Consider the following 26,787-nt stretch of genomic DNA (forward strand, 5'->3'; position numbering starts at 1 on the left):
ACGGCGATGGGAGTCACCGGGTCGAATCCTCGATCAGACCGATTTTGACCGCGGTCAGCAACACATAGGCTTCGCGCGGATTCATCGGATCCCATCCGGTTATTTCGATCGAGCGTTTAAGCCTGTACCGAACGGTGTTCGGATGGACGTTGAGTTCGCGGGCCGTGGTCTCCAAAGAGCTGCCCGATAGCAGGAAGGTGCTCAGCGTCTTGATCAGGGGGTTGTCCTGATCGTCACCGCGCAGGCTGGCGTACACGTCATCGTAGAGTTCCTGGCGGGCCGATGTATCTCCGAACAAGGCGCGCTCAGGCAATACGTCGTCGGCTCGCAAGGGCCGCGGAATGCCGGAGGAGGAGTGGTAGCCGCTCATCGCCGGTGCCGTCTGGTAGGTGATCAGCGCGGCGCGGATGCTCTGTGCGGCACCTGTGACCTGATGGCGCAGAGGGCCGAGGCAAAGCGGACCCTGGTCGAAGTACCGGATCAGCGGTTCAAGGAACTCTTCGGGAGAGCCTTTGCCGCGCGGATCGATGAGCATGACCAGCAGACCATCATGGTTGGAAAGCAGACATTCCCCGCCCTGGGCCCGGATGGTGCCACGGATCCTGCGTTGGACCAGACCGGATTCCAATTCCCGCGCATCGGCCAGTTTGCCGACGACCGCGAAGCAATGGTAGTCATTGGACCAGCCCAGCATGCTCATGCGGGATGTCACATGATGATCGGTGACGTCATCGATCAGATCCTCGATGGTGAGTGTTTCGATGCGGGTATCCCAGTCGCCACGGGCTTCCGCCGAAGTGGCATACACGGATGCTGCCGAGAAGGCCACCTCGCGGGCGTAGTACAGCATGCCGTTGCGTATTTCCTGCTCGTTGTCCGGGTCGCTGAATCCGGAGAGATTACGTTCCAGGATATCGACGATCAAGCGCGTCACTTCCAGCGCCTGCTTGAGGCTGATCGCTTTGGTGAACTCCAAAGGTGCCACGAAGAATATATGGTCGGTGGAGGGTCTCGGTCCCTGCGATGAGTCGGCGGCCTTCCCGAACTCCTTCATCCAGGCGAGGAAGTCAGAAACCGCGGTTTCGATGATGAGGTTGAGCAGCTCCTTGTCCTGAGCGCTCAGATTCTTATGCCAGGCAAGGTCATGGTCAAGATGCTCCAGTGCCTTGTCCACGGCGCGCTGGACGCCTTCAGGGAGTCTGGGTTTGGAACTGGGCTGGCTCTGCAGACTCATGCTGTCTGCGGCTGCCTGGGCATCGTCCAGAACACCATTGCTGTCCACATCGCTGCTGTCCACGTCGTTGGCATCGGCACCCGTGTGACGAATGCCGGCATCCCCGGTGCCACGTGGTGATGGCGTCGCTCCGGAACTCTTCGGAGCATGCGTATCCCTTGATGTGGGACGCTTGCCCCTGCGGCGTTTGGAGTTGCCCTTCTCGGTCTGCTCGTTGGCCGCTCCGGCACCGCCCTCGGACTCCTGCGTACGTCTCAGCTCAGGGTTGAACAGGGCGACCGCGTCATGAGCGACCTTCGCCAGCGCTCCCGAGTTGGAACGCTCTTTTGCTTTGGTGGGTTTTGATCGGCTCATGCCATCAGCTTATCGCCATGCGGCTTCTCGGGCACCTGGTTTCCCTGCACACGGGATTCATGCCAGAAAGCCAGGGCGATGAAGGCGAAGGAGAATGCGACGGGCAGCATATGCCGTTCGAAGTTGTTCGCCGGTGCGATGATCATGACGCCCATCAACAGCAGCAGGGGGAATTGGTAGGCCAAACTGCGCCAGCGTTTCAGCACGAGTTGAGCGCCGAGCAGCAGCAGGGTCAGCACCACCCAGAAGTTCCCGTGCGTCACCACGCCGATCACGGGGGTGTTGCCCCAGTTCCGGGCGCTTTGGGCCACTGTGTTGCGCCACCCGTGCGCCCAGTTCTTGATCCAGGTGCTGGATACCTGTACATAGTCATTGTTGACGTAGTAGCCCATGGATACGTAGGGGGGATCCGTCACGTCGAAGTAGCCGTAAGTTTTGGCGAGGAAGGCGTCGAGGTACAGCACGGGGTTGCGCAGCCCTATCTGCAGCCAGGCGCCGTTGAAGCGCGTCATGTCCTCGGCTGTGACCGTGCGCCACCGATATGTGGTCACCTTGCCCGCCGTTCCGGAGGATTTCACGCGATCCGCGTCATTGGGGAAATATTCCCGACCCATCGCGTCCAGATCCACAATGGGGTCCAAGGCCTTGCGCGCCTCCTCAGGAATCCCTTGCGGATTGCGTTGCGCGACCCTGGCGATCTGCTGCAGCTGGATCCCTTTGCTCTCTATCGGATCGCCATTGATGATCGTGCCGGTGCCGACCAGCACCGTGATCATCGCCTCGAATGCGATCAGCGGGATGAGCAGCGAGATCACATACACCCTCCAACGACGGCGATCGGTGATCAGGGCCAGCACGATCTGCACGGCCACGATGTACAGCGCATATTTCACTGAGAGCAGCATGATCACTGTGGCGACGGTCATCGCGATGACGAGTGAGGCGGGGGTCCCGCCCTTGTCCCTTTCACGTCTGCCCTGCAACAGCTGATACCAGATGCCCAGCCACCAGACGAAGGCGAAGGCGAAAAGCGGTGATTTGGTCAGCGAGATGGTGCTGAATACGGCGAGCGGACTCAACAGGAAGCAAGCCAGAACGGCCAGACGAGCAAAGGCACCGGCCCGGGAACCCGTCTGGAATGATCCATCGTCCCTTGCCGATATGCGTTGCGGGTTGCCGAAGGTGAAGAAGCGATCGGCAGTGACCGAGCAGCAGAACGCCGCGAAAACGAGTTGCACGCCTGCGAGCGCGACAAGACCCGCGTCATCGGATCCCGTGAGTGCGCGGAACACGGCGACGACACCGCCATACAGCATGGTGAGCACGATATTGTGCTGATTCGTCAGATAGGTTGGGGAGTCAGGCCATAGATAGTGGGCGGTCGGATACACGTCCATCTGGGTGAATCCGTCCTTGTAGGGGAGTGATATCCCTTGCAGATTCGCCCACCATAGGTTGAATTCGTTGATCTGGGAGTGTATGTCGGCACCGAAGGCCACGAGTAATGAAACGTAGGCCCACAGCCAACCCACAAGAAGGATGATGGCGATTTTCCACCATCTGTCCGTGCAGCGAATCACCGTATGCCGGAAGCCTTCGAGTTTGCCTCCGGGGCGATCGCCTCTGCGGAGCCACTTGCGTACAGCGCTGCACGCACCGGCTGGTGCCGTCAGAGAACCGTCAGCCCGCATCCGTGCCTGGCCTGCATGCTGAGACCAGAGGTACAGGACGATGATGCAGGTGAAGCATACCGCGAAACTCACGATGAGAATCAGTGCGTTACCCCAGGAATAGTCGGCGATGGATCCGTCGGCGCGATAGATCGGGCCGACGGAGGTGCACAAGGCTATCCAAAGGCACGCCAGGACGGCGATGGACCACAGGATGAAGTCGGGGAATGAGCGCTTCGCATGGTGATGTCCGCTCGCTTTTCCGGTGTCGTCAGGCCCGTTGCCATGTTGGCTGGTGCTGTGCGGGCCGGTGGTGATGGTGCCGGATGGGTGCTGTGCTGTCTTGGTCATCGCATCCGATTCTACCGCCCAGACCCCGGCCTTCCGGGAATGCCCGGCTGACGGGAGCCGGGGCTGTTATCGGATGCTGCGTCACCATCGATGCAACGTGGTTCAGAGACCGCGTGCGTCCATCGCGGCGGCCAGTTCATTCGCCTGTTTCAGACTGATGACCAGCAGAGGCACCGCCCAGGCCATGATGCCGCCGCGCCCACCCCGGGCCGCATGGGCTTCCCTTACGGCCCGCATATTGGCGTTCACCAGGGGGATCGCATTCATCGTGATGGCCGCCACCAATGCGATGCTGTCGCTTCTGATGCCCAAGGCATCCAGCGGCCGTAACGCTTGCAGCATGCCATCGAGCAGTTCGGATACGGGTGTGCTCAAGGTGATCAGCGCAGCCAACAGCACCAGGTCGAGCACCCGTACGGTGTTGGCGACGGTGCGCGGCCACGGTTGGAAGAAGACCTGGGCCAGAACAGTGAAGGCGATGACCCAGCGTGCCATCCATATCTGTCTGAGATACTCCTTGAATCCGAAGCCTGCGCTGACGAAAGCGATGGCGCAAGCCGGTGTCAGCACCCCGATGAACCACCAGCGACCGAAGGGCAGCGCCATGCAGATTCCGGTGATGACAAGCGTCAGCAGTTTCCAGATGGCGGGGCAGCGATGAAGCCAGCTATCGCCCGGTCTATACAGTGATGCGATCATCGTGTGGCCTGCGTCTTTTTGGGCGTGATCCTCGCATAACTCTCCGCGCAATGCTGACGATAGTGCTCGATCACGGATTCCGGGGTGCCTGTCTCCGCGATACGACCCCCTTCGAATCTGATGGCGTGATCGCATCTGGATGCGAGCTCCAGATCATGGGTGGCGATGATCACAGGGCGTTCCAGACGCTCAATCAGATAGTCGCTGACGAGATGGGCATTCGGCAGATCCAGCATGGTGGTCGGTTCGTCGGCCACGACGAGTCTGGGATCGCGTACCAGCACCGAGGCCAAAGCGAGCATCTGCTTCTGACCGCCCGATAGGCTGTGCGCGGGAGTGTCGGCATGCTCCAGCAGGCCGTAGGCTTCAAGCTGTTCGGTGACTCTGCGTTCCACGGTCTCTCTGTCGAGTTTCATACCCCGCAGGGAGAATGCGACATCCTCCCTGACGGTCGGCATGATGATCTGCGTATCGGGATTGGTGAAGATGAAACCGACCTGGGCATGAAGCCGTTTGGGCTGCTTGGCCGGGTCGATGCCCATCACCGACACCGTGCCCGAGGACGCCTGTTCGAGACCGTCGAGAAGTCTGAGAAACGTGGATTTGCCTGAACCGTTGGTACCCAGAACCGCAAGACGTCTGACGTGTAATCGGCACGAGAGATCATGGATGATCCCGACCCCGTCGATGGCGAAGTTGACGGATGTGAAAGCGATGTCGATTGGATCCATGATTCCTTCCTCGGATCAGATGGTGCGGTTTCCGGTGCGGATCCTCACTGCAGCGAGGATGACGCCGACTGCGTCTGACGGCGCAACGATGAAGGGAACGCAGCAGGATAGGCTCTCCACAAGGCTGCGGTGATGAGTGTGGCGAGCACCGCTTTCACGATGTCGCCGGGCAGGAAGGCGACTGCGCTGAAGGCGGTGGTGCCAAGAGGCTGCCCGAGGATGAGTGCCGTCACCGGGATGCCGCAGAGATATGGGACGACCATGCCGCCGCAGACACAGGCGATCGCGGTCTTCCACCAGATGAGACGATGTCCCTGATGCGCGATCAGGCCTATGACCACAGCGCCGAGTACGAACCCGAGCAGATAACCGGCAGTCGGTCCGACGAATACGGCGAAACCGCCGTTGCCACCAAGCAGCGGGAGCCCTACAAGCGTCAACGCGAGCAGCAGCAGGACCGAAAGGGCTCCAAGCCACGGACCCAGAATCGTACCTGCCAGCATCACAGCGAGGGTCTGCATGGTCACGGGAACCGGGCCCACCGGTATGCGAATGAAGCTGAAGGCCGTAAGCAGGGCGGTGAAAACCGCTATGCGTGCCAAATCTCGGTTCTCGAAACGACGGGTATCCATACTCTTCTCTTCCTGTTGTCAGTTCTGATGCAGCCGGATATGCATCGGGAGGATGCCCACGATCACGATTTCGGCTGCCTGATTTCCACAATCCTAGAAGTGCACCGTCCTGCTCTTTTTGTGAATTCGTACAAAATGCCCGTGCCCGATTTGTAGACTTGGCGCTTTCTCCTTGAAAATTCGATTGATAGGTTTGAATCTATGTCTTATCAGGATCGAGTTTTGCCTTCTCAAGCTCCTCGCACCGCGGCTGTGGTGTCGTCGATCAAGGTGATGGACAGCGTCGATTCCACCAATTCCCTGCTCTCCCGGGCTCTGATGCTGGGGGATCACAGTGATGCCCAGGCTCTGATCGGCGGACTGTTCAGCGAGGGACATGACGTCGCCGCATATTCCCCCAGCTCGGACGGACTGGCAATGAGTCTGGCGACATCCGATGTGCAGACCCAGTGCCGTGGCCGCCTCGGACGGTCCTGGTCGAATAGGCCGGGGGAATCCTTCATGGCATCCTGGGCCGTGCCCGTTCCTCGTCCGATACTGCTGGGCAGGCATGTCGGTTGGCTGACGATGACCGCAGGTCTCGCCCTGCTCGAGGCATTGCGTGACGTGCTCGCCGAATGCGGTGCCCGGCTCTTGCATGAGGACTCCGCTATCTCACTGAAATGGCCGAATGATCTCTTCATCAACGGACGCAAGTTGGGTGGCATACTCAGCGAGATGGTCGAGGTCAACGAGCAATGGTCGGCGGTGCTCTTCGGTGTCGGCATCAATATGTTCATGTCCCGCGCGGATCTGCCGATCGACCTGGCGACATCCCTGCAATTGGAATACGCGCCGTTGCCGGGATATGAGGAGCTGCGTGATCGGATCGCCGCGGCGGCCAGTGTGAAGCTCCGTGATCGCCTTGAACACCTGTATGCGGATCCCGATGGGGTCTGCCATGCCTTGCTCATCGAGCTCAGCAGGGAAAGCTGGACGATCGGGCGCTCGGTGAAGGCCAACCTCGCCTCGGGTGAGGTGGTGCTGGGAAGGGCGTTGCGTATTGATGACGATGCCTCTCTGGTCGTTCTCTGCCATGACGGCGTGGAGCGAACCGTCACCACAGGTGATGTGGGGGTGCTGCCCGAGTGAATAGCAGATGAGCGTCGCCGCCTACGGATCTTCCCCGGAAGCATGGATGGGATAGGGAACGAGGCGGCTGTGTACGAGGCAACAGGACGTACCAGGACAAGTGGATGTCAGGGAAAGGACTTTATGAAGAAGCTGCTGATCGCCAATCGAGGTGAAATCGCGCTGCGCGTGGTGCGCACCGCCCAGGAAATGGGTATCGCAACGGTCGCCGTCTACGCCGAGCAGGATCGCAACGCCCCATACACGCAGATGGCCGATGAGGCGTATCTGCTGCCGGGAGACACCAATATCCAGACCTATCTCAATGAGGATCTGATCGTTGACGTCGCCAAGCGCGCCGGTGCCGATGCCCTGCATCCCGGGTACGGTTTTCTTTCGGAGTTTTCATCATTCGCCGCGAAGGTGATTGAGGCCGGGATATCCTGGGTTGGTCCCGCACCCGGTGTTCTGGACGAATTGGGCGATAAGATCACGGCCTGCAAGGTTGCGGGGAGGGCGAAGGTGCCCGTCGTCCCCGGAATCGCCGAGCCGGTGAGTGATATGAGGACGCTGCTTGATTTCGCCAATGCCAATGGCTATCCGGTCATGATGAAGAAGGCCGACGGCGGCGGTGGACGTGGCATCACTCTGATCCGCAACGATGACGAGCTGCGTGCCTTCTATATGAATCATGATGCCCTGCAGGGCGGCGATCTCGGTGATTACTTCATCGAGAAGTTCGTCGATCGCGCACGTCATGTCGAAACACAGTCCGGTCGGGATTCCCACGGCAATTTCACGGTGTATTCGACGCGTGACTGCTCGGTGCAGCGCCGCAACCAGAAGCTTGTGGAGGAGGCCCCCGCGCCTTTCCTGCCCAAGGACGCCATCGCTCAGCTCGAAGGCTTCTCGCACCGGCTGTTCGATACGGTCGGCTACGAGGGACTGGGAACCTGCGAATTCCTCGTCACGCCGGGCAACAAGGTCTACTTCATGGAGGTCAACCCTCGCCTTCAGGTGGAGCATACGGTCAGCGAAGAGGTATGCGGACTTGATCTGGTCAGGGAGCAGTTGAATATCGCCGATGGTGGCGAGCTCACCCATGCGCCTGCCCCGCGCGGGCACAGCTTCGAGCTGCGCATCACCAGCGAGGACCCCGCCACCAATCTGACGCCGAGCGCAGGAACGCTGGAGGCCATCCAGTGGCCCACAGGACCGGGAATACGCGTGGATTCAGGCGTCGAGGTCGGGGACACCGTTTCCCCCAAGGATGATTCGATGATGGGCAAAGTCATCATCACCGCCCAGAACCGTCTGGCGGCTGTAGCCAGGGTGCGACGCGCACTGCGTGAGATGAGCATCGAGGGCGTGCCCACGCCGGCAAGCCTGTTCCAGAAGATCTTCACCAATCCGGAGTTCACAGCCGAAGACCACTCCTTTGACGTCTCCACGAAATGGTTGGAGCGCAACTACCTCAATGTCGAGCCGAAGACCACGACGACCGGCCAGCCGGCTTCGGTGAGCGGTGAGGGGGAGAACGGTGGAAAGGGAGACCAACACGGTGTGAAGAAACACAGTGTGGAGACCTTCACCATCGAGATCGATGACAAGCGCGTCAAACTCGCGGTTCCAGAATCCATGTTCGCTGGTCTGGGCTCCGCCGCGGGTTCCTCCCGTGGAGCGCGCAGACCTGCCCAACCGTTGCGCGGGCACGGCCTGCATGATGTATCCAAACAGGTGCAGCATGCGGATGCCGGACGCTCGGGCATCATCGTCGCCACGATGCAGGCTGTGGTCACGAGAATCAACGTCGCCGAAGGGCAGCAGGTGGAGAAGGGCGATCTGCTGGTCGTCCTCGAATCCATGAAGATGGAGAACTACGTGTATGCCCCGTGCGGGGGAACGGTCCGCGAGGTCCTGATCTCCGTCGCGGATGGCGTCGATCCGGGGGAGACGCTGGTCAAACTGTCCGTGGAAGGATCCACGCAGGACGCCGCTCAGGACGATACGGTTCCGGACGGCACCGAATCCGGCGACGCGGCGCAACGGCATCACGAGCAGGAGGCGACATCATGACCGACATCATCGATATGGCGAATACGAAACCCGCCGATCTTTCGGTGCCCGTCGCGCAGCAGGGATCCGAAGCGCAGGATCCGAACACGGGGACGGGCAGAAAACAGCCGGTGCGAGAAGCGATCATCCGTGCCGCCGAGCTTGCTCGCGGTGCCGAGGAACATGCCCGCGACCGTCAGCACGCAAAAGGCAAGCACACGGCGCGCGAACGCCTCGACCTGCTCTTCGATACCGATACCTTCCAGGAACTGGGGCGCTTTGCCGGAGGCGACATCGCCAAGGGCAAGGCCGGGTCGGCGGTGATCACCGGATTCGGTGAGATATACGGACGCAAGGTGGGCGTGTACGCGCAGGACTTCTCGGTGCGTGGCGGCACATTGGGAGCCGCTGAAGGAACGAAGATCTGTCGTTTGATGGATATGGCCCTGGAGATGAAGATTCCCGTGGTCGCTCTCATCGATTCGGGTGGTGCCCGGATCCAGGAGGGTGTGGCCGCCCTGACGCAATACGGCCGTATTTTCCGCAAGACCTGCGAAGCCAGCGGTTTCATCCCGCAGATCTCCGTGATCCTCGGCCCTTGCGCCGGAGGTGCCGTGTACTGCCCGGCCCTGACCGACCTGATAGTGATGACCAAGGAGAACTCCAATATGTTCGTCACCGGTCCGGATGTGGTCAAGGCCGCGACCGGCGAGACGATCAGCATGGATGAACTCGGCGGCGGATACGTCCACAATTCCAAATCAGGTGTGGCGCATTACCTGGGTGAGGATGAGGCGGATGCCATCGATTACGCCCGCACCGTGCTGGCATATCTGCCTTCCAACAGCGAGCAGCAGGCTCCGAGCTACGCATACGCCTCAGGCCATGCGGAGCAGGAAGCCGCCAAACGGCTGAAAACCATCATTCCCGAAAACGATCGTCAGCCATACGATGTGATGGATGTGATTCGTGCCATCGTCGATTACGGGGAGTTCGTCCAGGTCCAGGAGCTCTTCGCCCAGTCGGCAGTGGTGGGATTCGCGTGCATCGCCGGCAGCCCTGTCGGTATCGTCGCCAATCAACCGGCCGTGAGCGCAGGAATCCTGGATGTGGATGCCTCCGAGAAGGTGGCACGTTTCGTCAGAATGTGCGATGCCTTCAACCTTCCCGTGATCACACTGGTGGATGTCCCCGGTTACAAGCCGGGCAGCGACCAGGAGCATGCGGGGATCATCCGTCGTGGCGCGAAGGTCATATACGCATATGCCAACGCGCAGGTGCCTATGGTGACGGTGATTCTGCGCAAGGCCTTCGGCGGCGCATACATCGTGATGGGATCCAAGGCCATCGGTGCCGATATGAATTTCGCCTGGCCCACCTCGCAGATAGCGGTGCTTGGAGCCACCGGTGCGGTCAATATCATCCATCGCAAGGACCTCCAGAAAGCCAAGGAAGCGGGTCAGGACGTCGACGAGCTGCGCGACAGACTCGCGGCCGAGTATGAGGCGAGCACGGTCAATGCGAATCTTTCACTGGAGATGGGTGAGATAGACGCGATGATCGATCCCGAACAGACCCGCGAGGTGATCGAGGAGTCCTTGGCCACGCTGGCCACCAAGAGGCGAGTGAAGCATACATCGAAGCATCACGGAAACCAGCCGCTGTGATGCAGGAACAATCATCGACCCCACCACTTCAATCCGAAACCATAAGGAACACACACTTCTTGCAAGAGCAAACGAATAGCAAAAGGAATACAATGAGCAGCACCTTCTTCCTGAACCGTCTGGCTTCCGAGCCACATGCCCTGGTCTTTTCCGGGCAGTCGACACCATGGACAGTGGCTTTGTCGGAATTGTCCGGCGACCCCACGATTGATGAGTCGCTCAGGCAGCATGCCCGGTCGGCACAGCGTCTGCTGGCACCGGTCGGTGCCGATCTGCTGGCCACCACCGGCAAACCCACCGATCTCTTCGCTTTCGACGCGAATCCGGCGAAGCTCGGGCAGGCAGCCGATGCCACGGCGAGTGTCCCGGGCATCGCGCTTGCACAGTTGGGTGCACTGCTCGACGCCGCCAATCTGGGGTACGACATCGCATCGGTCAAACCGCTCGCGGTGCTCGGTCATTCGCAGGGCATTCTCGCGGCGCACATGGTGCAGGAGATAGCCTCGGCCGGATCCTTCGCCGCGGCGGCAAAGGGCGTGGACGAGATTCTGGCGGTCGCGATGCTCATCGGAGCAGCAGGTACCCGTCAAAGCAGGCAACTGGGTCTGACGGCCCGGGGCGATGCCACTCCGATGCTGTCCATCAAGGGAGCGACCCGTGCACAGGTCGAACAGCTGATTTCGCGGGTGAACGACCCGCACGGTCCGATCGCCATCGCCGTCACCAATGCACCAAGCCACCATGTGCTGTCCGGCTACCCCGAGGACCTCGCGGCCTTCGCTGTCGAAGTGGACAAGGAACACAAGCGTCAGGCGAAGCTGCGTGAGGAGAAGATCCGGGGAGGCGCGGTATTCGCCCCCGTGCTCGAATATCTTGAGGTCACACTGCCTTTCCATTCACCACTGATGCGTGAGGCGGTAGATCTCACGGTATCCTGGGCGACCGCCTGTGGTCTGGATTCCAAGCGTGCCCACACCCTGGCGCAGGAGGTGCTGCTCAATGAGGTCGATTGGGTCAGGCAGATCCATGACGTGCTTGCGCAAAGCGACCCGACGAAACTGTGGATCGTCGATATGGGTCCCGGAGTCACACTCGGCAAACTGGTGGGTGCCCTGGTCCAGGGCACAGGCGTCGGCATCGTCGAAGCCGCGTCGAGCGCGGACCGTGCAACACTCTCCACGCTGGAAGGCGAACCAGGACGCACACAGGACTGGAAGCGCTTCGCACCGGCTGTGATCAACACTCCCGCCGGCGATAAGATCCGCACACGCTTCAGCGAGCTGACAGGTAAGGCACCTGTGCTCCTCGCCGGTATGACACCCACGACCGTGGAACCCGAGATCGTGGCCGCCGCCGCGAATGCAGGCTACTGGGCCGAGTTGGCCGGTGGCGGTCAGGTGACCGCAGAGGTCTTCGACCAGCACGTCGAGCGTCTTGAGCAGGAACTCGACGAAGGCCGCACGGTCGAATTCAATGCGATGTTCATGGACCGGTACCTGTGGAACCTCCAGTTCGGGACGCAACGGATCGTTCCGAAGAAGCGCTCATCGGGCACCCCGATAGATGGTGTGGTGATCTCCGCCGGCATCCCTGAGCTGGATGAGGCCAAGGATCTCATCGCCTCCCTGCAGGCCGATGGCTTCCCATACGTCTCCTTCAAACCCGGAACCGTCGACCAGATTCGTCAGGTGGTGCGTATCGCCAAAGCCGTCGCACCCACCGATGTGCTGATCGAAGTCGAAGGAGGGGCCGCCGGCGGTCACCATTCATGGGAATCTCTTGATGACCTGCTGGTCAGCACCTACGCGGAGATGCGTTCCTGCGAGAACCTCGTACTGGTCGTAGGTGGAGGCATCGGCACGCCTGAGCGCGCGGCCGACTACATCTCGGGCGAGTGGTCGAGGACATACGGACTGCCGGACATGCCGGTTGATGGCGTGCTCGTGGGCACCGCCGCGATGACCGCGAAGGAGGCGCACACCAGCGCCCAGGTCAAGCAGATGCTGGTGGATACGCCGGGAATCACCGACAACGGCCCCGATGCGGACCCCTTCGCCCCACTCGGCGAGAAATGGGTTCCCAGCGGACAGTCCGTCGGTGGTGTGACCTCGGGGCTGAGCCATCTGCATGCCGACATCTATGAATTGGAGAACTCCTCGGCTCAATGCGGCCGTCTCCTGGTGCGTATGATGAAGCACCCCGAGGAGATAGAGACACGTCGTGACGAGGTCATCGAGGCGCTGAGCAAAACAGCGAAGCCCTATTTCGGTGATCTTGAAAGCATGACCTACATGCAGTGGGCGCAACGCTTCGCGGAACTCACCTATCCCTGGGCGGACGGCACCTACGTCGACCGCTTCCTTCATCTGCTGCATCGCATCGAGGCTCGCGTCTGCGATCAGGAAAGCGGCGAATTCACCTCGCTCTTCGCCGACCGGGCTGATGTGAACGATCCGGCGCAGGCCCTCGCGAAGTTGGAGAAGGCCTATCCGCAGACCACGCAGCTGCTGATAACCCCAACCGATGTCGCGTGGTTCCCCACACTGGTTCGTGAGTATCCGAAACCGATGCCTTTCGTTCCGGTCATCGACAACGATCTGCTGCGGTGGTGGGGACAGGATCAACTCTGGCAGTCCGAGGATCCACGGTATTCAGCAGATTCGGTGCGTATCATTCCCGGCCCCATCTCGGTCGGTGGCATCACCACCGTGGATGAGCCCGTCGCGAGCATTCTCGCCCGATTCGAACAGGCCGCCCTCGAACGCGTGCGTGGCAATGAGGACGCCCAGGGACAGGAGGCATTCGCCGAACTGTCCTGCGCGGCATCCGCCGAGGAGTTCATCCGACGCAGCCCGAACATCTCTTGGGTGGGCCACCTGATGGCCAACCCGGCATTCGGCACCGAAGTCGGCGATCCGCTCTACCAGATCACCAAAATCGGCGAGAACGCCTCCGGAGAGCTCTTCGATCTGGATCTGCATCTCGACACCTTCTGGGATAACGATCCTGATGGCGGCACCAGCAAGCACGCCGTGCGCCACATCGTGATCCCGCTGATCGTTGACGGCTCCCGCACGGGTCTGTTCCCCGTGGTGGACCGCGACCGTCTGCCGGAACACGTCTACGCGATGCTCGCGGCGACCGCAGGCATCGGCAACACGGCCATCACCGGGGACAAGCTCACCGAAATGCCGAAGATCGAGCTGGTCGACGACAAGGAGACCTACCCCTTCGGCAAGGCGCACACCTCATACACCTTCTCGGCGAATCTTGGATTCGACCACGAGGCCGCCACGGGTGGCGCTCTCACCGCCGGTCTGGTGCCATCCCGTCTGGCCCCCGATGCCTTGGTGGGTCCCGCCTGGCCTGCGATCTACGCGGCATTGGGCTCCGTGTACGTGCATGGCTTCCCCGTGATCGAGGGACTGCTCAACGCGGTGCACCTCGACCATCTGATCAAGCTTGAGGTCACCGAAAGCGAACTGCTCGAGCATGTCGGCGAGAGCATCATGCTGACCAGCTGGGCCGAGGACTATCTCGAATCGGCTTCGGGGCGCGTGGTGACGATTCACGTCACGCACAGCACCCAGGACGGGACCCTGCTGGCACAGGAGACAGAGCGATTCGCCATTCGCGGCCGTGCCTACAGCGACGCATTGCCGCCGGAAGCACCGGACTGCGGCGGTATCGAGGAGGAGACCCTGGGAACGCCACGTCGCCTGCTGCGCCGTGTCAAGGTCACCGCCCCCCTCAATATGACGGCCTTCGCGAGGACCTCCGGTGACTTCAATCCGATTCACACCTCCACGCGTGGCGCCGCGGTCTCCGGACTCAGCGCCCCTCTGGTGCATGGCATGTGGCTGTCCGCCACGGCCCAGCACATCGCGCAGGCCTTCGACGATAGTGGCACCCATTACGAGATCGCCGGATGGACCTACAACATGTACGGCATGGTTCAGCTCGGCGACCAGGTCGAGGTCTCGGTCGAACGCATCGGCAAGGTCGATCACGGTGGTCTGGTGCTCGAAGTCACCAGCCGCATCGACGGGCAACTGGTCTCCCGCGGCACCGCGATCGCTTTGGCCCCGAAGTCGGCCTTCGTGTACCCGGGCCAGGGCATCCAGAAGCAGGGGATGGTGCTCGACGAGCGTGCGAAGTCCGCAGCGGCCCGCGAGACCTGGGAACGCGCGGATGCGCTGACCCGCGAGAAGCTCGGATTCTCGATCCTCGCTGTGGTGCGTGACAATCCCAAGGAGCTCACCGCGAATGGGGTCACCTATCGTCATCCTGAAGGGCTGCTCAATCTGACGCAGTTCACGCAGGTGGCGCTGTCCACCGTGGCCTTCGCCCAGACCGCGCGTCTGCGTGAGGCGGGTTCGGATATCTGGCCCGCATACTTCGCCGGCCATTCCCTGGGGGAGTACAACGCCCTCAGTTCCTTCGCGGGAATCATCCCGCTGGAAACCGTGCTGGAGCTCGTCTTCCACCGTGGATCCACGATGCATCATCTGATCGACCGCGATGAGCGCGGGCGCTCGAACTATCGCATGGGGGCATTGCGCCCGAACCAGTTCGGTCTGGGCGATGATGAGATCAAGGACTACATCAAGAGCGTCTCCGATGCCTCGGGTGAGTTCCTGGAGATCGTGAACTATAACCTCGCAGGCCAGCAGTACGCGATAGCCGGCACAATAGCCGGGTTGAAGTATCTGCAGGCCGATGCCTCGCACCGTGCCAAGGAGTATGGCGGCAAACCGCCGTTCATGATGGTTCCGGGCATAGATGTGCCCTTCCACTCCACACTGCTGCGCAAGGGTGTCCCCGAATTCAGGGACAAGCTCCATGCGCTGCTGCCGCAGTACATCGACTACTCACGCCTTGAGGGCCGGTACATCCCGAACCTCGTGGCCGTGCCCTTCGAGATGACGAAGGACTTCGCCCGTTCGATTCTTGAAGTGGTGCCTTCCCAGCGGATCAAGGATGCGCTGGACGACGAGGCCGTATGGGATGAGTATGCCGCTGACGACCAGAAGCTCGGACGTCTGCTGCTCACCGAACTGCTCTCCTGGCAGTTCGCCTCACCGGTGCGCTGGATCGAGACCCAGGCCCTGCTCTTCGGATCCACCGCACAGGGGGGTCTCGGTGTTGAGGAATACGTCGAGGTCGGCCTCGGCAATGCGCCTACGTTGGCGAATCTCGGGGCCAAGACACTCGCCCTGCCCGAGTTCTCGGGCCGTCATGTGACGGTATACAACGTGGGACGCGACGAGGGCCGGGTCTACATGACCGATTCCGATTCCCTCGCCCAGGACTCCGAGGACGATTCGACGGAGGAGCATGTTCAGGCCCCCTCCGCACCAGCATCGGCCCCCTCGGCAAGTCCGGCGGCGGAATCCGCTCCAAGCCCTGCTCCTGCAGCCGCTTCGGCTCCCGTCGCCGTCGGCGGCGAGCGTCCCGCGGATATCGCGTACAAGGCCTCCGATGCCATCGCCACGCTGCTTGCCTATTCCGCCAAGGTGCGTGTGGATCAGATCGGTGCGAACGACACCACGGACACGCTGACCAACGGTGTTTCATCGCGCCGTAACCAGCTGCTGATGGATATCAGTTCCGAACTCGGAGTGGCGAGCGTCGATGGTGCGGCGGATGCCGACATCGCTTCGCTGAATGCTCTGGTGAATAAAGTCGCTCCGAATTACAAGGCCTTCGGACCGGTGCTCGGCGATATCGTGCGCGAACGTCTGCGTGCGCTCTTCGGAGCCGCCGGCGTGAAGTTGCAGCAGATCGAGAAGCGGGTGACCGATGTGTGGCAGCTGGGTTCCGGCTGGGCATACGCCACGGTGTCCGCGCTGCTGCTGAACACCCGCGAGGGGGCCTCCTCGCGTGGCGGGGATCTGGCCACATTGTCCAGCGCACCCGTTTCCAGCGTCGCCGCCGCCAATGATCTGATCGATCAGGCCGTGCAGCAGGTCGCTCAGGCGCAGGGGCTGACGGTCGGTCTGCCGAGCAGCGGCGGTTCGGCTGGTGGTGCCGTGGTGGATTCGGCGGCACTCGACGCCTTCGCCCAAGAGGTCACAGGCTCGCAGGGTGTGCTTGCCTCGACCGCGCGATTCGTGCTGAATCAGCTCGGTGTGAGTGATCCGGTTGCGGAAATGGAAGACGATGGTAATGCCGCCGTGGTGGCCACGGTCGAAGCCGAACTGGGAGCCGACTGGCCCCAGCAGGTCGCGCCGCGTTTCGACGATCGCAAGGCGATTCTCCTCGATGATCGTTGGGCTTCCGCACGAGAGGATCTTGCCCGTATCTTCTACACGAGGGATACCAGCCTGGGTGCTTTGAGCTTCCTGGGTGCCGGTGAAGAGGTTCAGGAACAGGCCGCGTGGTATGCCGGCAAGTCCCGTAAATCCGGGGACGATGAACTCGCCCAGACCTTCATGCGCATCGCGCAGGAGGCCGCGCGGTCCATCGTGAATGATCCTTCGGCCTCACGTTTCGCCTCGGATGTCGCCGTGGTGACCGGCGTGGCCCCGAACTCCATCGCCGCTCAGGTCGTCGCCGGTCTGCTGGCGGGAGGAGCGACGGTTGTCGCCACTTCGCACAGCTTCAAACCCTCCACCATCGCCTGGGCCAAGCGCACCTACCGTGAGCATGCCGTGGGTGACGCCAAGCTCTGGGTGGTTCCGGCGAATCTGTCCAGTTACCGTGATGTGGATGCTCTGGTGTCCTGGGTCGGCAACGAGCAGAAGAAGACCACCGGGGCGACCACAACGGTGCTGAAGCCAGCATACGAGCCAAGCCTCTTCTTCCCCTTCGCGGCACCTCCTGTGCATGGGACGATGGCTGATTCGGGTCAACTGTTCGAATCGCAGGCAAGGTTGATGCTCTGGGGAGTCGAGCGGGCGATCAGCGGTTTCGCGGCCCTGGGCTCCAGCGTCGATGTGCAGCACAGGATGCATGTGGTGCTGCCGGGATCTCCGAACAGAGGGATTTTCGGAGGGGACGGCGCCTACGGCGAAGTCAAGTCGGCATTCGACGCGATCGTCAACCGTGCCCGAGCCGAGAGGAACTGGTCGCAGCGTGTGACCTTCGCCCATCCGCGGATCGGTTGGGTGCGGGGCACTGGTCTGATGGGCGGCAACGATCCCCTGGTGGAGGTCGTCGAACGCCATGGTCTGAAGACCTATTCCACCGAGCAGATAGCGGTTGAGCTCCTCGATCTGTGCGTCGCCGATGCCCGCGTCAAGGCCATCAGCGCACCTTTGGACGTCGATCTCACCGGTGGTTTGGGGGATTCCCCGATCGACATCAAGGCCCTGCGCGCCGAGGCGGTGGCGGATGCGGAAGGTACCGCCTCCGAACAGGCATCGTCCGAGGACGCGCTGAGTGATGCGAAGGGCAAGGGCGGCGTCGACGCGACGATCAAAGCCCTCCCGACGCCTCATGTGCCGCGTCAGCCACAGGTGAATCTTTCCGAGTGGAAGCGTGTGAGCGCCAAGCCGGAGGACGAAATCGTGATCGTCTCGGTCGGCGAGCTCGGCCCCTGGGGTTCGGGTCGTACCCGCTTCGAAGCCGAGCTTGGTATCCATTCGGATGGTCAGGTTGATCTGACGGCTGCCGGCGTGCTGGAACTGGCCTGGAACATGGGTCTGCTCGTGTGGCAGGACAGCCCGCAGGCCGGTTGGTATGACGCCGACGGCAATGTGGTCCCGGAGGAGGATATCGCGGAGCGGTACCATGACGAGGTTGTGGCACGCTCGGGTATCCGTCCCTTCGACGAAGGCATGGGCAACGATTACAAGGATTCCTCGGATGAAGAGGAGACCGCCGTCTTCCTCGACCATGACGTTGAATTCTCCGTTCCTACCGAGGCCGTGGCACGCGAGTATCTGAAACTCGATGACGCCCATACTTCGGTGCATCCCGACGCCGAGTCCGGGGAGTGGATCGTGACCAGGCACAAGGGTTCGATGATTCGCGTCCCGAGGCGCGCCACGATGAGCAGGACGGTCGGCGGGCAGTTCCCGAAGGGCTTCGACCCAATCAAGTGGGGTATCCCCGCCTCGATGGTGGGTGCGGTCGACCAGATCGCACTATGGAACATCGTCACCGCGGTCGACGCCTACATCTCCGCCGGATTCTCCCCGGTCGAGATCCTGCAGGCCGTGCACCCCTCGATGGTGGCCAGCACGCAGGGCACCGGTTTCGGCGGCATGTCCTCGATGCGCAAACTCTATCTCGATCGCTTCCTCAACAAGGAAGTGCCGACCGACATACTGCAGGAGGCATTGCCGAATGTGGTTGCCGCGCATGTGATGCAGGCCTATATCGGTGGTTACGGCAGCATGATCCAGCCGGTGTCGGCCTGCGCCACGGCGGCGGTCTCCCTCGAGGAGGGCGTTGACAAGATCGCCCTGGGCAAGGCGGACTTCGTGGTCACGGGTGCCATTGACGATATCGGTGTGGAATCGGTGATCGGCTTCGGCAACATGAACGCCACAGCGGATTCCGCCGAGATGGAGGCTAAGGGCATCAAGCCGCGCTTCTTCTCCCGTGCGAACGATCGTCGCCGTGGAGGGTTCCTGGAGTCCCAGGGCGGTGGAACGATTCTGGTCACGCGAGGGGATATAGCCTTGCGGATGGGATTGCCTGTGGCCGGTGTCGTCGGCTACATCCACTCCTTCGCCGATGGTGGTCACACCTCGATTCCGGCTCCGGGTCTTGGTGCCCTTGCTGCAGGTCTTGGCGGTAAGGATGCCAAGTTGGTGCATGATCTCGATGCCTTGGGGGTCTCTCCCGATGAGATCGCCGTGGTCTCCAAGCACGACACCTCCACGAACGCCAACGACCCGAATGAGTCCGAGCTGCACAACACCCTGGCGCATGCCATCGGACGTGCCGACGGTAATCCCCTCTTCGTGATCTCGCAGAAGAGCCTGACCGGGCATGCCAAGGGCGGTGCGTGCATCTTCCAGATCAACGGTCTCACCCAGCTCTTCAAATCAGGTGTGATCCCGGCGAATGCCTCGCTGGATTGCGTCGATCCGAAGCTGCGTCGTGACGATCATATGGTCTGGCTGACCAAACCGCTTCCCGTCGGAACCGTCAAGGCGGGTCTGGTCACATCCCTTGGATTCGGCCACGTCTCGGGCTTCGGCGCGATTGTGAATCCCGGTGCCTTCGAAGCTGCAGTGGCGAACACCGCCGGCAAGAAGGCCTTGGAGGAATGGCGTGAGAAGGCCGATGCCCGTCTTGCAGCCGGACAACGGCACTTCATCGAAGGCATGATGGGTCGCGCGGAGCTCTATACCCCGATCGACAATCGTCGCTTCCATGAGGACGGCCATGGCTATGACGGCCATGAGGTCGAGAAGGCCATGCTGCTCAACCCAGAAGCCCGTCTTGGTGAAAGCGGTTACTTCGAGCGCTGATCGGCTCCGCTGTCTGCTGAAACCGCGCATGCGGGGCGCCATATCGCTAACAACGGTATGCCGCCCCGCATGCGCGGTTTTGCTTCCAGGAGAGGACGAGAGGGAGAATGGGATATATGACAGCTAGTGTGCTTGGCCTTGGACATGATGTGGTGGATGTCCCCACCTTCCTGGAGCAGCTCGATATGCCGGGATCGACATTCGGCGCCCTGTTCTCTTCGCGCGAGCGCAGACAAAGTGCGATGCGTGCGCAGATGAAGGGGGACGGGGAAGGGGTCCATCTCGCCGCGCGCTGGGCGGGTAAGGAAGCCGTGATCAAGGCATGGGAGGAGGCCCTGGGCGCCAGGGTCTCTCCGTATACGCTGGAAACCGTACCTTGGGCTCGCATCGAGATACTCGATGATTCACGCGGCAGACCCCATGTGGTGCTCGCCGAGGAGGTGGGAAGGAAACTGAGGGACTCCCTGCGATCGGATCCCGGTGCCGACCCGGATGCGCCAGCGTGTGATCACGCATGGCATCTATCGCTCAGCCACGACGGGAGTATCGCCTCTGCCGTGGCCATACTCTGCCCGGTCGATGAGGACTGAGCGGATAATGTTTCCGGTCGATGCGGCCGTGTTGCTGTAACCCTTCCCGGCGATCGCTGCGGCAGCTGGATTCAGCCGAACACCCCGGCTTCAGGTAGACGGGGATGCGTATCCTCTTCCTGCCTCTGCATCATGATCCTGTACCAGAGCGGTCCTGCTCGCCTTGATGATCGCTGCTGCGACGGCGTCCAGGGAGGGGGAAGACAGCTTCCATTGCTGCCAGAACAACGGGAGCAGCAGGGGCTCCTGTGGTGAGAGCCGCACCAGCGTTCCCTCAGGGTACGAGGAAAAACTCGTGGATGGAATCAGGCCCCACCCGTATCCGAGGGCGACGGCGTCGTTGTATCCGATGGATGTGGGGACGAAATGCATGGGCGGATGCACCTTGGCATGGGTGATCCTGCGTACGAAGTGGTATTGGAGCTGATCGTCGCGGTCGTATTGCACCAGGGGAGCGAGTTCCAGCGTCTCCCTGGTCATGCCTTCGGGAAACCAGCGTGAGGCGAATTCGGGGGTTGCTGCGGCAAAGTACGCCATATATCCCAATTTCGTCATCGTGCAGCCCTGCACCGGTGTCTCTTCGGCTGTGATGGCCGCCATCGCTTCACCCGAACGCAGCATCCGTGAGGAGATGTGTTCATCCTGCCGTTTGATGTCAAGCGCGATGGATTGCTGGGCGATTGGCGCCAATGCCGGCAGAACCCAGCCCTCCAGGGAATCCGCATTGACGACGATGCGAATGTTGACGGTGCTGTTGCGCTGCTCATTGTCTATGCGCTGCGCAGCCTCCTCCTGGGCGAGGGTGATCTGTCTGGCCAGACGCAGCAGCAGCTGCCCCATAGCGGTTGCCTGCACCGGCTTGCTGCGCTGGATGACGATGTGACCGACCTGGGATTCCAGGGCTTTGATCCGTTGGCTGATCGCCGACTGCGAGATGTGCAGCTCGTCGGCGGCCGCATCGAAGCTTCCCTCTTCGATGATGCTTTGCAGCGCCAGCAGCTGTTCGAGCGGGATGGCGCGGATGTTCGCTGACAGGTCCTCGGATTTCAGCTGCGAGATATGTTCCGATGATGCGTCGGGTATGGACGCTGCCGCGGTCGCCGACGAATTCACGGGGTTGTGGCCGAGTGTGCCGCCCGCTCTATCGCCCGGATTGGCCCCCGGCTTATCGCCGAGTCTGTCACGGAGTCTGTTGTGATATCCTGAATACTCTCTCATATAAGAGATACTAATGTATTATAAAATAAATTACTTGGACTTACTTGAATGGCGAAGCTATTCTCCAAGTATGAATTCCATTGCCCTCCCCATCCTCATGTCTGGCTTCCTGAGCCAGGCGGGTCTGATCATCGCCGTCGGTGCACAGAACACCTTCATCATCCGTCAAGGCATTGCGCGCTCGCATGTGCCGCAGATTCTGATGATCTGCATCGCCGCGGATGTGTTGATGATCGCCTTGGGGACCCAAGGTATGGGCCAGGCAGTGCAAAGCCACCCGATGGTGTTGAAAAGCCTGACGTGGTGCGGTGCCGGAGTGCTGCTGATGTATGGGATCTTCGGCTTCAGGCGAGCGTGGATACAGTGCCGTGCGATGTGGCTCCAACGGCAGGCCCCGGAAGGGGAGCAGACCCTTGCCGCGTCCTCCGACAATGCCATGGTGAAGCCGGCGCAGACCTCGTTGAAGAAGAGCATCCTCTCCTGCCTGGGCTTCACCTTCCTGAACCCAAGTGTGTATCTTGATTCCATCGTGCTGCTCGGCAGCATTGCGGCGACCTATGGCACCGATATGAAATGGTCATTCGCAACAGGTGCGATGCTCTGCAGCGTGGTGTGGTTCCTGCTCCTGGGCTTCATCTCCAGCAAGATGGCGAAGCTCTTCAACAGTCGCATTGCCTGGGTGGCTTTGGATGTGACCATCGGCGTGGTCATGGTGCTGTTGTCGGTGCATCTGGTGATGCAGTAGAGACGCCCGGGCACCGAGTCCGGACCGGCGCGGCTGTCGCCCGTCATATCGGCTGGTGATGCGCCCGGATCCGGAATAATCGGCGCTTGGTCCCGGTATTGTGTATAATTGCTCAGGTTGTTCGTAAACAACACGCTTGCGGGCGTAGCTCAATGGTAGAGCCTCAGTCTTCCAAACTGATTACGCGGGTTCGATTCCCGTCGCCCGCTCCACTCACGAAGTTCAGAAACGCCGGAGTTCCGATGGTGCGGCTCCAGGAGTCCACACGATTCAGTGAAACACAACAAGCGATAATCAGGCGTATTGCCTGCGGTCGAGTATCAGTTCGCGATAATCCTTGAGCACCTGTTCGGTGACGTTGAGTTCCACGGCCATCGGGTAGGCCTCGCCCTCATAGATGTTCTCCAGTGTGGCGTATTCGATCCGGGGGATAAGCAGTGCGGCCGTCTCACGTCTGGTCCTCTGCTCCATGCGTGCTCCCATGATGCCATTGCAGGCATCATCGCCGTGCGCCCAATGCACCAGTTCGTGTGTGAGCGCGCAGCGTTTCATCGTATAGGTCATGGCGCGGTCAACGATGATCGTGCTCAGCATGCCGTTGAATACCCCTTGAACGTTCTCCGGCAGTTGCGCGCTGCATACGGTCACAGGCAGTGACTCGGCGTATCGCCGTATCTGTCCGTAGGTCATATGCGGGGTGATGGCGAGGCTATATGGTTCCATCGCTCTCCATTTCGCGTTCCTTATCGGGGTTGGTGTTTGCTGCGAAACCGTACTCCTGCATGTGGTCGAGAGTCCACTGCTTCTTTTCCTCCTCGGTCATCGATTCGGGGTTCAAGGTGATGCCGGTCCTATCGATGGCTGCGGTGGCCTTGCGAAGGATCAGAAAGGGGTCGACTCCCAGGGCCCTGGACAGGGCATCGATGTCACTGGTGGTGAAGTCGGTCTCTCCTCGCATCTTTCTGAAGTATGTTGACCGTCTGATGCCTGATCGCCGTATCAGCTCTTGCGTTGTCAAACGCGCTTCCTGGCGGGCCTTTTCCATCTCGGTTATCACCGAGTCGCTGAAACTGTCGATCTGTGTCATAGCATCATCTAATCCTATTTATGGGACTTTATCAATAGCATCCCACTATAAGTTGACAAAAAGTACCATAAATGGGACTATTACTTTGTGCCAAAAATGGGACTGCTGAACGTTGTCATCGCTTTCTGAAGGAGGGGACATCACGTAACGGCGTCTCGGAGGTACCCGGTTACCGCAGCAACACGGAATCGGATGACTGCGGCCGTTGCAGAGCATGGTCCGAGCGGTCCGCCCCTGGCTTCGGAGTTTCGGGATCAGGGCGGGGATGAGGCACGGGCCACGGCGAGAATTGCCGCAAGTGAGGCAGTGGGGAGATACATGGAGAGGGTGATCATTTCGATACTTCAACGACGATGCACGATCGGCGCTTGCGCATTGAAGCCGATGGGTGCACGGAACTGCGATGTGAAGATGCCGATTGGATGGAGGGATGATGAGTAATAGCCGGACAGCGTCGTTCGATTGTCCGATCTGCAGTGTCGGAATCGCGGAGGCGGGTGTGTGTGGAGGCTGCGTCACCGATCTGGGACGTATATTGCGTCATCTGGCTGTTCGCCTGCCTGACCTACGTCTCCTGGCCGCGAAGAAGGCTTCGGTTATGGCGCGTGAAGCAGGGCACGGCACGCGTACGGTGGCTCCGATCCCATTGAATGCGAATGCCTGGCAGTTGCAGCAAAGCATCGAGAAGTTCGCCGTCATGCTGGCCGCAGCACTCGGCTTGCCCCATCGGCGACTGCCGGCCGAAAGCCTGCTCAAAGGCGCGGCGCAGCGAGCTGACATCCTCATGCAACGCAAGGATGCGCGATACATCCATCGTCTGGCGTCCACTGCGGCCAGACGTCTCGATCGGCAGCTGGAGCCACCGGAATCACGCATCCTCATCGGGCAATGCCCCGACTGCGGTGACGATATCTGGTCAAGCGAGGCTGACCTCACAGCGGGATACCAGCCTTGCGCCTGTGGGCAGACCCTTGATCTTACGGCGGTCCAGGAACAACGCGTTCTTAAACTCGCCATATCCAACGCACGCGGTACCGCGGCTGCGCTCAGCAAAGTATTCAAAGGATGCGGGATCGCCATCAACCGTCTGACGATCACCCAATGGAAGCGGCGCGGCATCATCGCTGCAGTGGGGATCAGGATGGACGGCCTGTCTTTCTGCTGTGGGATGTGTGGCGGGCGTATAAGCGCTAGCGCCACAGGGCGGCCGGCATGTCAGACAGCATGATATTCGAATGCCGGTCGGCGCTCTGCCTCCACTGATCGCTAAGGGGCCCTCCGGCAACTGTCATCATTATTTGCACCCAGGTGCTGTCATCGTAAGAATGTCTATTGTTGGTTCATATTCACATGAGGGGTTCGGGAGAAATCCTGAGCCCCTTTCTGATACCCGTCTTGGATGGGAGGGGAACCGTGATTCCCGATACGGTGTCATTCCGTGCCCGTCGCTGATGGATCGTCGCAGGACGGTGGATGGACCTTGGAACATCTGCATGATACGGGCCGCCGTATTCAATGTCCGGCCATTCGCGAGCGGTAAGGAGCATGATATGGATTCTCTTGTTGCGCATGTGCTCGCTTGGGTGGCGACGACGGCGCTCGGGGCTCTCGCGGGTTTTCTCGTTTCTTTGCTGCGTCGCCAGTTCGGACGTGAGAAGGCTCTTGCCAAAGGGATGAGTGTGCTGCTGCGCGGACGTCTCGTCGATATCCACCGCAGATATGTGGTGGAGGGGAAGCCCTGCACCGTGGATGTGAAAGAGGAAGCGGATGAGGTATATGCCGCCTACCACGGTTTGGGTGGGAACGGCACAGGTACGCATCTGCATGACGAGATCATGGAGGCCCACATCTCCCGGAAACGTCAATAAGTCGATCTCAACGAATCAAAGCCCTCGGCAACCCCGGGGGCTTTCGCATATCTGCACAAAGGAGTAACACGATGATTTTCACACTCGCATTTTGGAAGGATGCGATCATCCGGGCCGTCAAGACCTTCGCACAGTCCGCGGTCGCCGTGCTTGCGGCAGGAGCGACAGGGCTTCTGGGCACGGATTGGATGCAGCTGCTCAGCGTGGCAGGCCTGGCCGCTGTGGTGTCCCTGCTGACCAGCATCGCCTCAGGTGATTCGATCGGCACCGCATATGCGCTCGCCCCCGGCGTTGCAGTTGCGCCAGTGGAATCAAACCCTCCTACGCGGGCTGCCGTCACCCAAGCCGATGTCGTGGTCCCGGGAACCGAGGGTGCCGGCGCGGCGGAGATATCCGATGCCGCCATCGCCGGTCTCGCGGCAAGCATGCCGACCATGGCAACTGGCGCCACATCCGCAGCAATTGGCGGTATGGCGGCTGCGGCACCTACGGCGGCCTGACATGGCCGGCAATCCTGGGGTGCTCGTGAAGCGCATGGTCTACTGGTGCCGTGATGTGAGCCTGGGATACTCGCAGTCCGATCGTTGGGACATTCGCCCGGGTGGCAATGCCGACTGCTCGAGTCTGGTGATCCATTGTCTCAGGGAGGCCGGGTTCGATACGGGGTCTGCCTCGTATACGGGCAATATGAGCGCGCAGCTCACCGCCCGCGGCTGGCGGCGCATCCCAGCCGACGGCAAGCCACGGGCGGGCGACATCCTCCTGAACGACGTGCACCACGTCGCCATTTACATCGGTAACGGGCAGCTGGCACAGGCGTCGATCAGCGAGCATGGCACCGCATACGGGTCCGGGGGCGACCAGACCGGCCAGGAGACCAATATCCGCAATTACTACAACTACCCGTGGAACTGCTACCTGCGATACACGGGCATCCCCAATACCGCACCCGCCGACAATAGGGCGGTTTCGTCCCAATCTCTCAACAACGACGTGGAAAGCGTGATATCAGCCATGAATGCTACGCATGTCATCTTCGAATACCAAGGCGGCCTGTACATCGCCAATATGCTTGCGGGCACCTATACCCACATTCCCAATCCCCAGGCTTTCACGGACCGCGTGCAGGCGTTGAAACGCGTCGGCGCGAAAGTCGCGGAGTGGAAGCACTACACCGTCACCGGATCGAACAGAATCGGGGATATCCATGCCTTCGGCGTGCCCGCCTGAGGTCCGGTGCTCGATAATCAAGATTTGCACGGCCAACGTCGGTCGCGCGCAAACTGTGCCTCGTCCTTCCCAGGACGGGGCATTTGCAATAACCACAACACAAGAAGGAGAAATCCAT

The 26,787-nt window shown here is 60.9% G+C and carries 18 protein-coding genes and 1 tRNA gene; 11 read left to right on the top strand and 8 right to left on the bottom strand.

Annotated elements, in window-relative coordinates; genetic code table 11:
- Positions 1–13: 13 nt before the first annotated feature.
- From BPSY_RS04715 to BPSY_RS04735, 5 genes are all read right to left on the bottom strand, one after another.
- Complete coding sequence (locus tag BPSY_RS04715) at positions 14–1,588, bottom strand: PucR family transcriptional regulator (RefSeq protein WP_051921711.1); 1,575 nt, start codon at positions 1,586–1,588, stop codon at positions 14–16.
- The gene (locus tag BPSY_RS04720) at positions 1,585–3,609 is read right to left on the bottom strand and encodes a DUF6020 family protein (RefSeq protein ID WP_051921712.1); all 2,025 of its coding nucleotides are present in this window, start codon (positions 3,607–3,609) and stop codon (positions 1,585–1,587) included. Before BPSY_RS04720 ends, BPSY_RS04715 begins: the two co-directional genes overlap by 4 nt.
- 102 nt (positions 3,610–3,711) lie before the next feature.
- Positions 3,712–4,308 (bottom strand): energy-coupling factor transporter transmembrane component T family protein, encoded by a 597-nt coding sequence (locus tag BPSY_RS04725; protein WP_238556808.1) that lies wholly within the window; start codon positions 4,306–4,308, stop codon positions 3,712–3,714.
- Positions 4,305–5,039: an energy-coupling factor ABC transporter ATP-binding protein gene (locus tag BPSY_RS04730; RefSeq protein WP_051921713.1), complete on the bottom strand. Its 735-nt coding sequence runs from the start codon at positions 5,037–5,039 to the stop codon at positions 4,305–4,307. The genes BPSY_RS04725 and BPSY_RS04730 overlap by 4 nt, the downstream gene beginning before the upstream one ends.
- Before the next feature lie 44 nt (positions 5,040–5,083).
- The gene (locus BPSY_RS04735) at positions 5,084–5,671 is read right to left on the bottom strand and encodes a biotin transporter BioY (RefSeq protein WP_033494645.1); all 588 of its coding nucleotides are present in this window, start codon (positions 5,669–5,671) and stop codon (positions 5,084–5,086) included.
- A gap of 222 nt (positions 5,672–5,893) precedes the next feature.
- On the opposite strand from BPSY_RS04735, the gene BPSY_RS04740 reads away from it, so the two are divergent.
- The 5 genes from BPSY_RS04740 to BPSY_RS04760 all read left to right on the top strand — a co-directional run bounded on the left by BPSY_RS04740 (position 5,894) and on the right by BPSY_RS04760 (position 20,521).
- Positions 5,894–6,802 carry a biotin--[acetyl-CoA-carboxylase] ligase gene (locus BPSY_RS04740; protein WP_157809778.1) on the top strand — a complete coding sequence of 303 codons (909 nt, stop codon included), beginning with the start codon at positions 5,894–5,896 and terminating at the stop codon, positions 6,800–6,802.
- Positions 6,803–6,925: 123 nt separating this feature from the next.
- Positions 6,926–8,857 carry an ATP-binding protein gene (locus BPSY_RS04745; protein WP_033494646.1) on the top strand — a complete coding sequence of 644 codons (1,932 nt, stop codon included), beginning with the start codon at positions 6,926–6,928 and terminating at the stop codon, positions 8,855–8,857.
- Positions 8,854–10,503: an acyl-CoA carboxylase subunit beta gene (locus BPSY_RS04750; RefSeq protein WP_033494647.1), complete on the top strand. Its 1,650-nt coding sequence runs from the start codon at positions 8,854–8,856 to the stop codon at positions 10,501–10,503. Before BPSY_RS04745 ends, BPSY_RS04750 begins: the two co-directional genes overlap by 4 nt.
- 92 nt (positions 10,504–10,595) lie before the next feature.
- Positions 10,596–19,931 carry a type I polyketide synthase gene (locus BPSY_RS04755; RefSeq protein WP_033494648.1) on the top strand — a complete coding sequence of 3,112 codons (9,336 nt, stop codon included), beginning with the start codon at positions 10,596–10,598 and terminating at the stop codon, positions 19,929–19,931.
- A gap of 116 nt (positions 19,932–20,047) precedes the next feature.
- Positions 20,048–20,521 (top strand): holo-ACP synthase, encoded by a 474-nt coding sequence (locus tag BPSY_RS04760; protein WP_193346426.1) that lies wholly within the window; start codon positions 20,048–20,050, stop codon positions 20,519–20,521.
- Between the two features lie 90 nt (positions 20,522–20,611).
- Here BPSY_RS04760 and BPSY_RS04765 read toward each other — a convergent pair whose 3' ends face one another.
- Complete coding sequence (locus tag BPSY_RS04765; protein ID WP_051921715.1) at positions 20,612–21,739, bottom strand: LysR family transcriptional regulator ArgP; 1,128 nt, start codon at positions 21,737–21,739, stop codon at positions 20,612–20,614.
- Between the two features lie 70 nt (positions 21,740–21,809).
- Here BPSY_RS04765 and BPSY_RS04770 point away from each other — a divergent pair, with 70 nt between their 5' ends.
- A complete protein-coding gene (locus BPSY_RS04770; RefSeq protein WP_051921716.1) occupies positions 21,810–22,484 on the top strand; it encodes a LysE/ArgO family amino acid transporter in 675 nt (224 codons plus the stop codon).
- 138 nt (positions 22,485–22,622) lie between these two features.
- A tRNA-Gly gene (locus BPSY_RS04775) sits at positions 22,623–22,696 on the top strand.
- Between the two features lie 82 nt (positions 22,697–22,778).
- Here BPSY_RS04775 and BPSY_RS04780 read toward each other — a convergent pair.
- Together BPSY_RS04780 and BPSY_RS04785 are read right to left on the bottom strand one after the other, a co-directional pair.
- A complete protein-coding gene (locus tag BPSY_RS04780) occupies positions 22,779–23,207 on the bottom strand; it encodes an ImmA/IrrE family metallo-endopeptidase (RefSeq protein WP_033494650.1) in 429 nt (142 codons plus the stop codon).
- Positions 23,194–23,571 (bottom strand): helix-turn-helix domain-containing protein, encoded by a 378-nt coding sequence (locus BPSY_RS04785; RefSeq protein ID WP_033494651.1) that lies wholly within the window; start codon positions 23,569–23,571, stop codon positions 23,194–23,196. The genes BPSY_RS04780 and BPSY_RS04785 overlap by 14 nt, the downstream gene beginning before the upstream one ends.
- 430 nt (positions 23,572–24,001) lie before the next feature.
- Here BPSY_RS04785 and BPSY_RS04795 point away from each other — a divergent pair, with 430 nt between their 5' ends.
- The 4 genes from BPSY_RS04795 (at position 24,002) to BPSY_RS11385 (ending at position 26,669) form a co-directional block, all read left to right on the top strand.
- Complete coding sequence (locus tag BPSY_RS04795; protein WP_152596767.1) at positions 24,002–24,799, top strand: hypothetical protein; 798 nt, start codon at positions 24,002–24,004, stop codon at positions 24,797–24,799.
- 322 nt (positions 24,800–25,121) lie between these two features.
- Entirely contained in the window at positions 25,122–25,439 is a 318-nt protein-coding gene (locus BPSY_RS04800; protein WP_033494988.1) for a hypothetical protein, read from the top strand.
- Between the two features lie 71 nt (positions 25,440–25,510).
- Positions 25,511–25,939, top strand: coding sequence for a holin (locus BPSY_RS11380; protein ID WP_202961775.1), 429 nt, complete (start codon positions 25,511–25,513; stop codon positions 25,937–25,939).
- A gap of 1 nt (position 25,940) precedes the next feature.
- Positions 25,941–26,669, top strand: coding sequence for an endolysin-like domain-containing protein (locus BPSY_RS11385; RefSeq protein ID WP_238556809.1), 729 nt, complete (start codon positions 25,941–25,943; stop codon positions 26,667–26,669).
- Positions 26,670–26,787: the final 118 nt, after the last annotated feature.

The organism is Bifidobacterium psychraerophilum (assembly GCF_000741705.1).
GTDB lineage: Bacteria > Actinomycetota > Actinomycetes > Actinomycetales > Bifidobacteriaceae > Bombiscardovia > Bombiscardovia psychraerophila.

Coding starts and splice junctions, on each gene's coding strand:
- BPSY_RS04715 (WP_051921711.1), bottom strand. CDS start 1,588: ATGAGCCGATCAAAACCCACCAAAGCAAAAGAGCGTTCCAACTCGGGA.
- BPSY_RS04720 (WP_051921712.1), bottom strand. CDS start 3,609: ATGACCAAGACAGCACAGCACCCATCCGGCACCATCACCACCGGCCCG.
- BPSY_RS04725 (WP_238556808.1), bottom strand. CDS start 4,308: ATGATCGCATCACTGTATAGACCGGGCGATAGCTGGCTTCATCGCTGC.
- BPSY_RS04730 (WP_051921713.1), bottom strand. CDS start 5,039: ATGGATCCAATCGACATCGCTTTCACATCCGTCAACTTCGCCATCGAC.
- BPSY_RS04735 (WP_033494645.1), bottom strand. CDS start 5,671: ATGGATACCCGTCGTTTCGAGAACCGAGATTTGGCACGCATAGCGGTT.
- BPSY_RS04745 (WP_033494646.1), top strand. CDS start 6,926: ATGAAGAAGCTGCTGATCGCCAATCGAGGTGAAATCGCGCTGCGCGTG.
- BPSY_RS04750 (WP_033494647.1), top strand. CDS start 8,854: ATGACCGACATCATCGATATGGCGAATACGAAACCCGCCGATCTTTCG.
- BPSY_RS04755 (WP_033494648.1), top strand. CDS start 10,596: ATGAGCAGCACCTTCTTCCTGAACCGTCTGGCTTCCGAGCCACATGCC.
- BPSY_RS04760 (WP_193346426.1), top strand. CDS start 20,048: ATGACAGCTAGTGTGCTTGGCCTTGGACATGATGTGGTGGATGTCCCC.
- BPSY_RS04765 (WP_051921715.1), bottom strand. CDS start 21,739: ATGAGAGAGTATTCAGGATATCACAACAGACTCCGTGACAGACTCGGC.
- BPSY_RS04770 (WP_051921716.1), top strand. CDS start 21,810: ATGAATTCCATTGCCCTCCCCATCCTCATGTCTGGCTTCCTGAGCCAG.
- BPSY_RS04780 (WP_033494650.1), bottom strand. CDS start 23,207: ATGGAACCATATAGCCTCGCCATCACCCCGCATATGACCTACGGACAG.
- BPSY_RS04785 (WP_033494651.1), bottom strand. CDS start 23,571: ATGACACAGATCGACAGTTTCAGCGACTCGGTGATAACCGAGATGGAA.
- BPSY_RS04795 (WP_152596767.1), top strand. CDS start 24,002: ATGATGAGTAATAGCCGGACAGCGTCGTTCGATTGTCCGATCTGCAGT.
- BPSY_RS04800 (WP_033494988.1), top strand. CDS start 25,122: ATGGATTCTCTTGTTGCGCATGTGCTCGCTTGGGTGGCGACGACGGCG.
- BPSY_RS11380 (WP_202961775.1), top strand. CDS start 25,511: ATGATTTTCACACTCGCATTTTGGAAGGATGCGATCATCCGGGCCGTC.
- BPSY_RS11385 (WP_238556809.1), top strand. CDS start 25,941: ATGGCCGGCAATCCTGGGGTGCTCGTGAAGCGCATGGTCTACTGGTGC.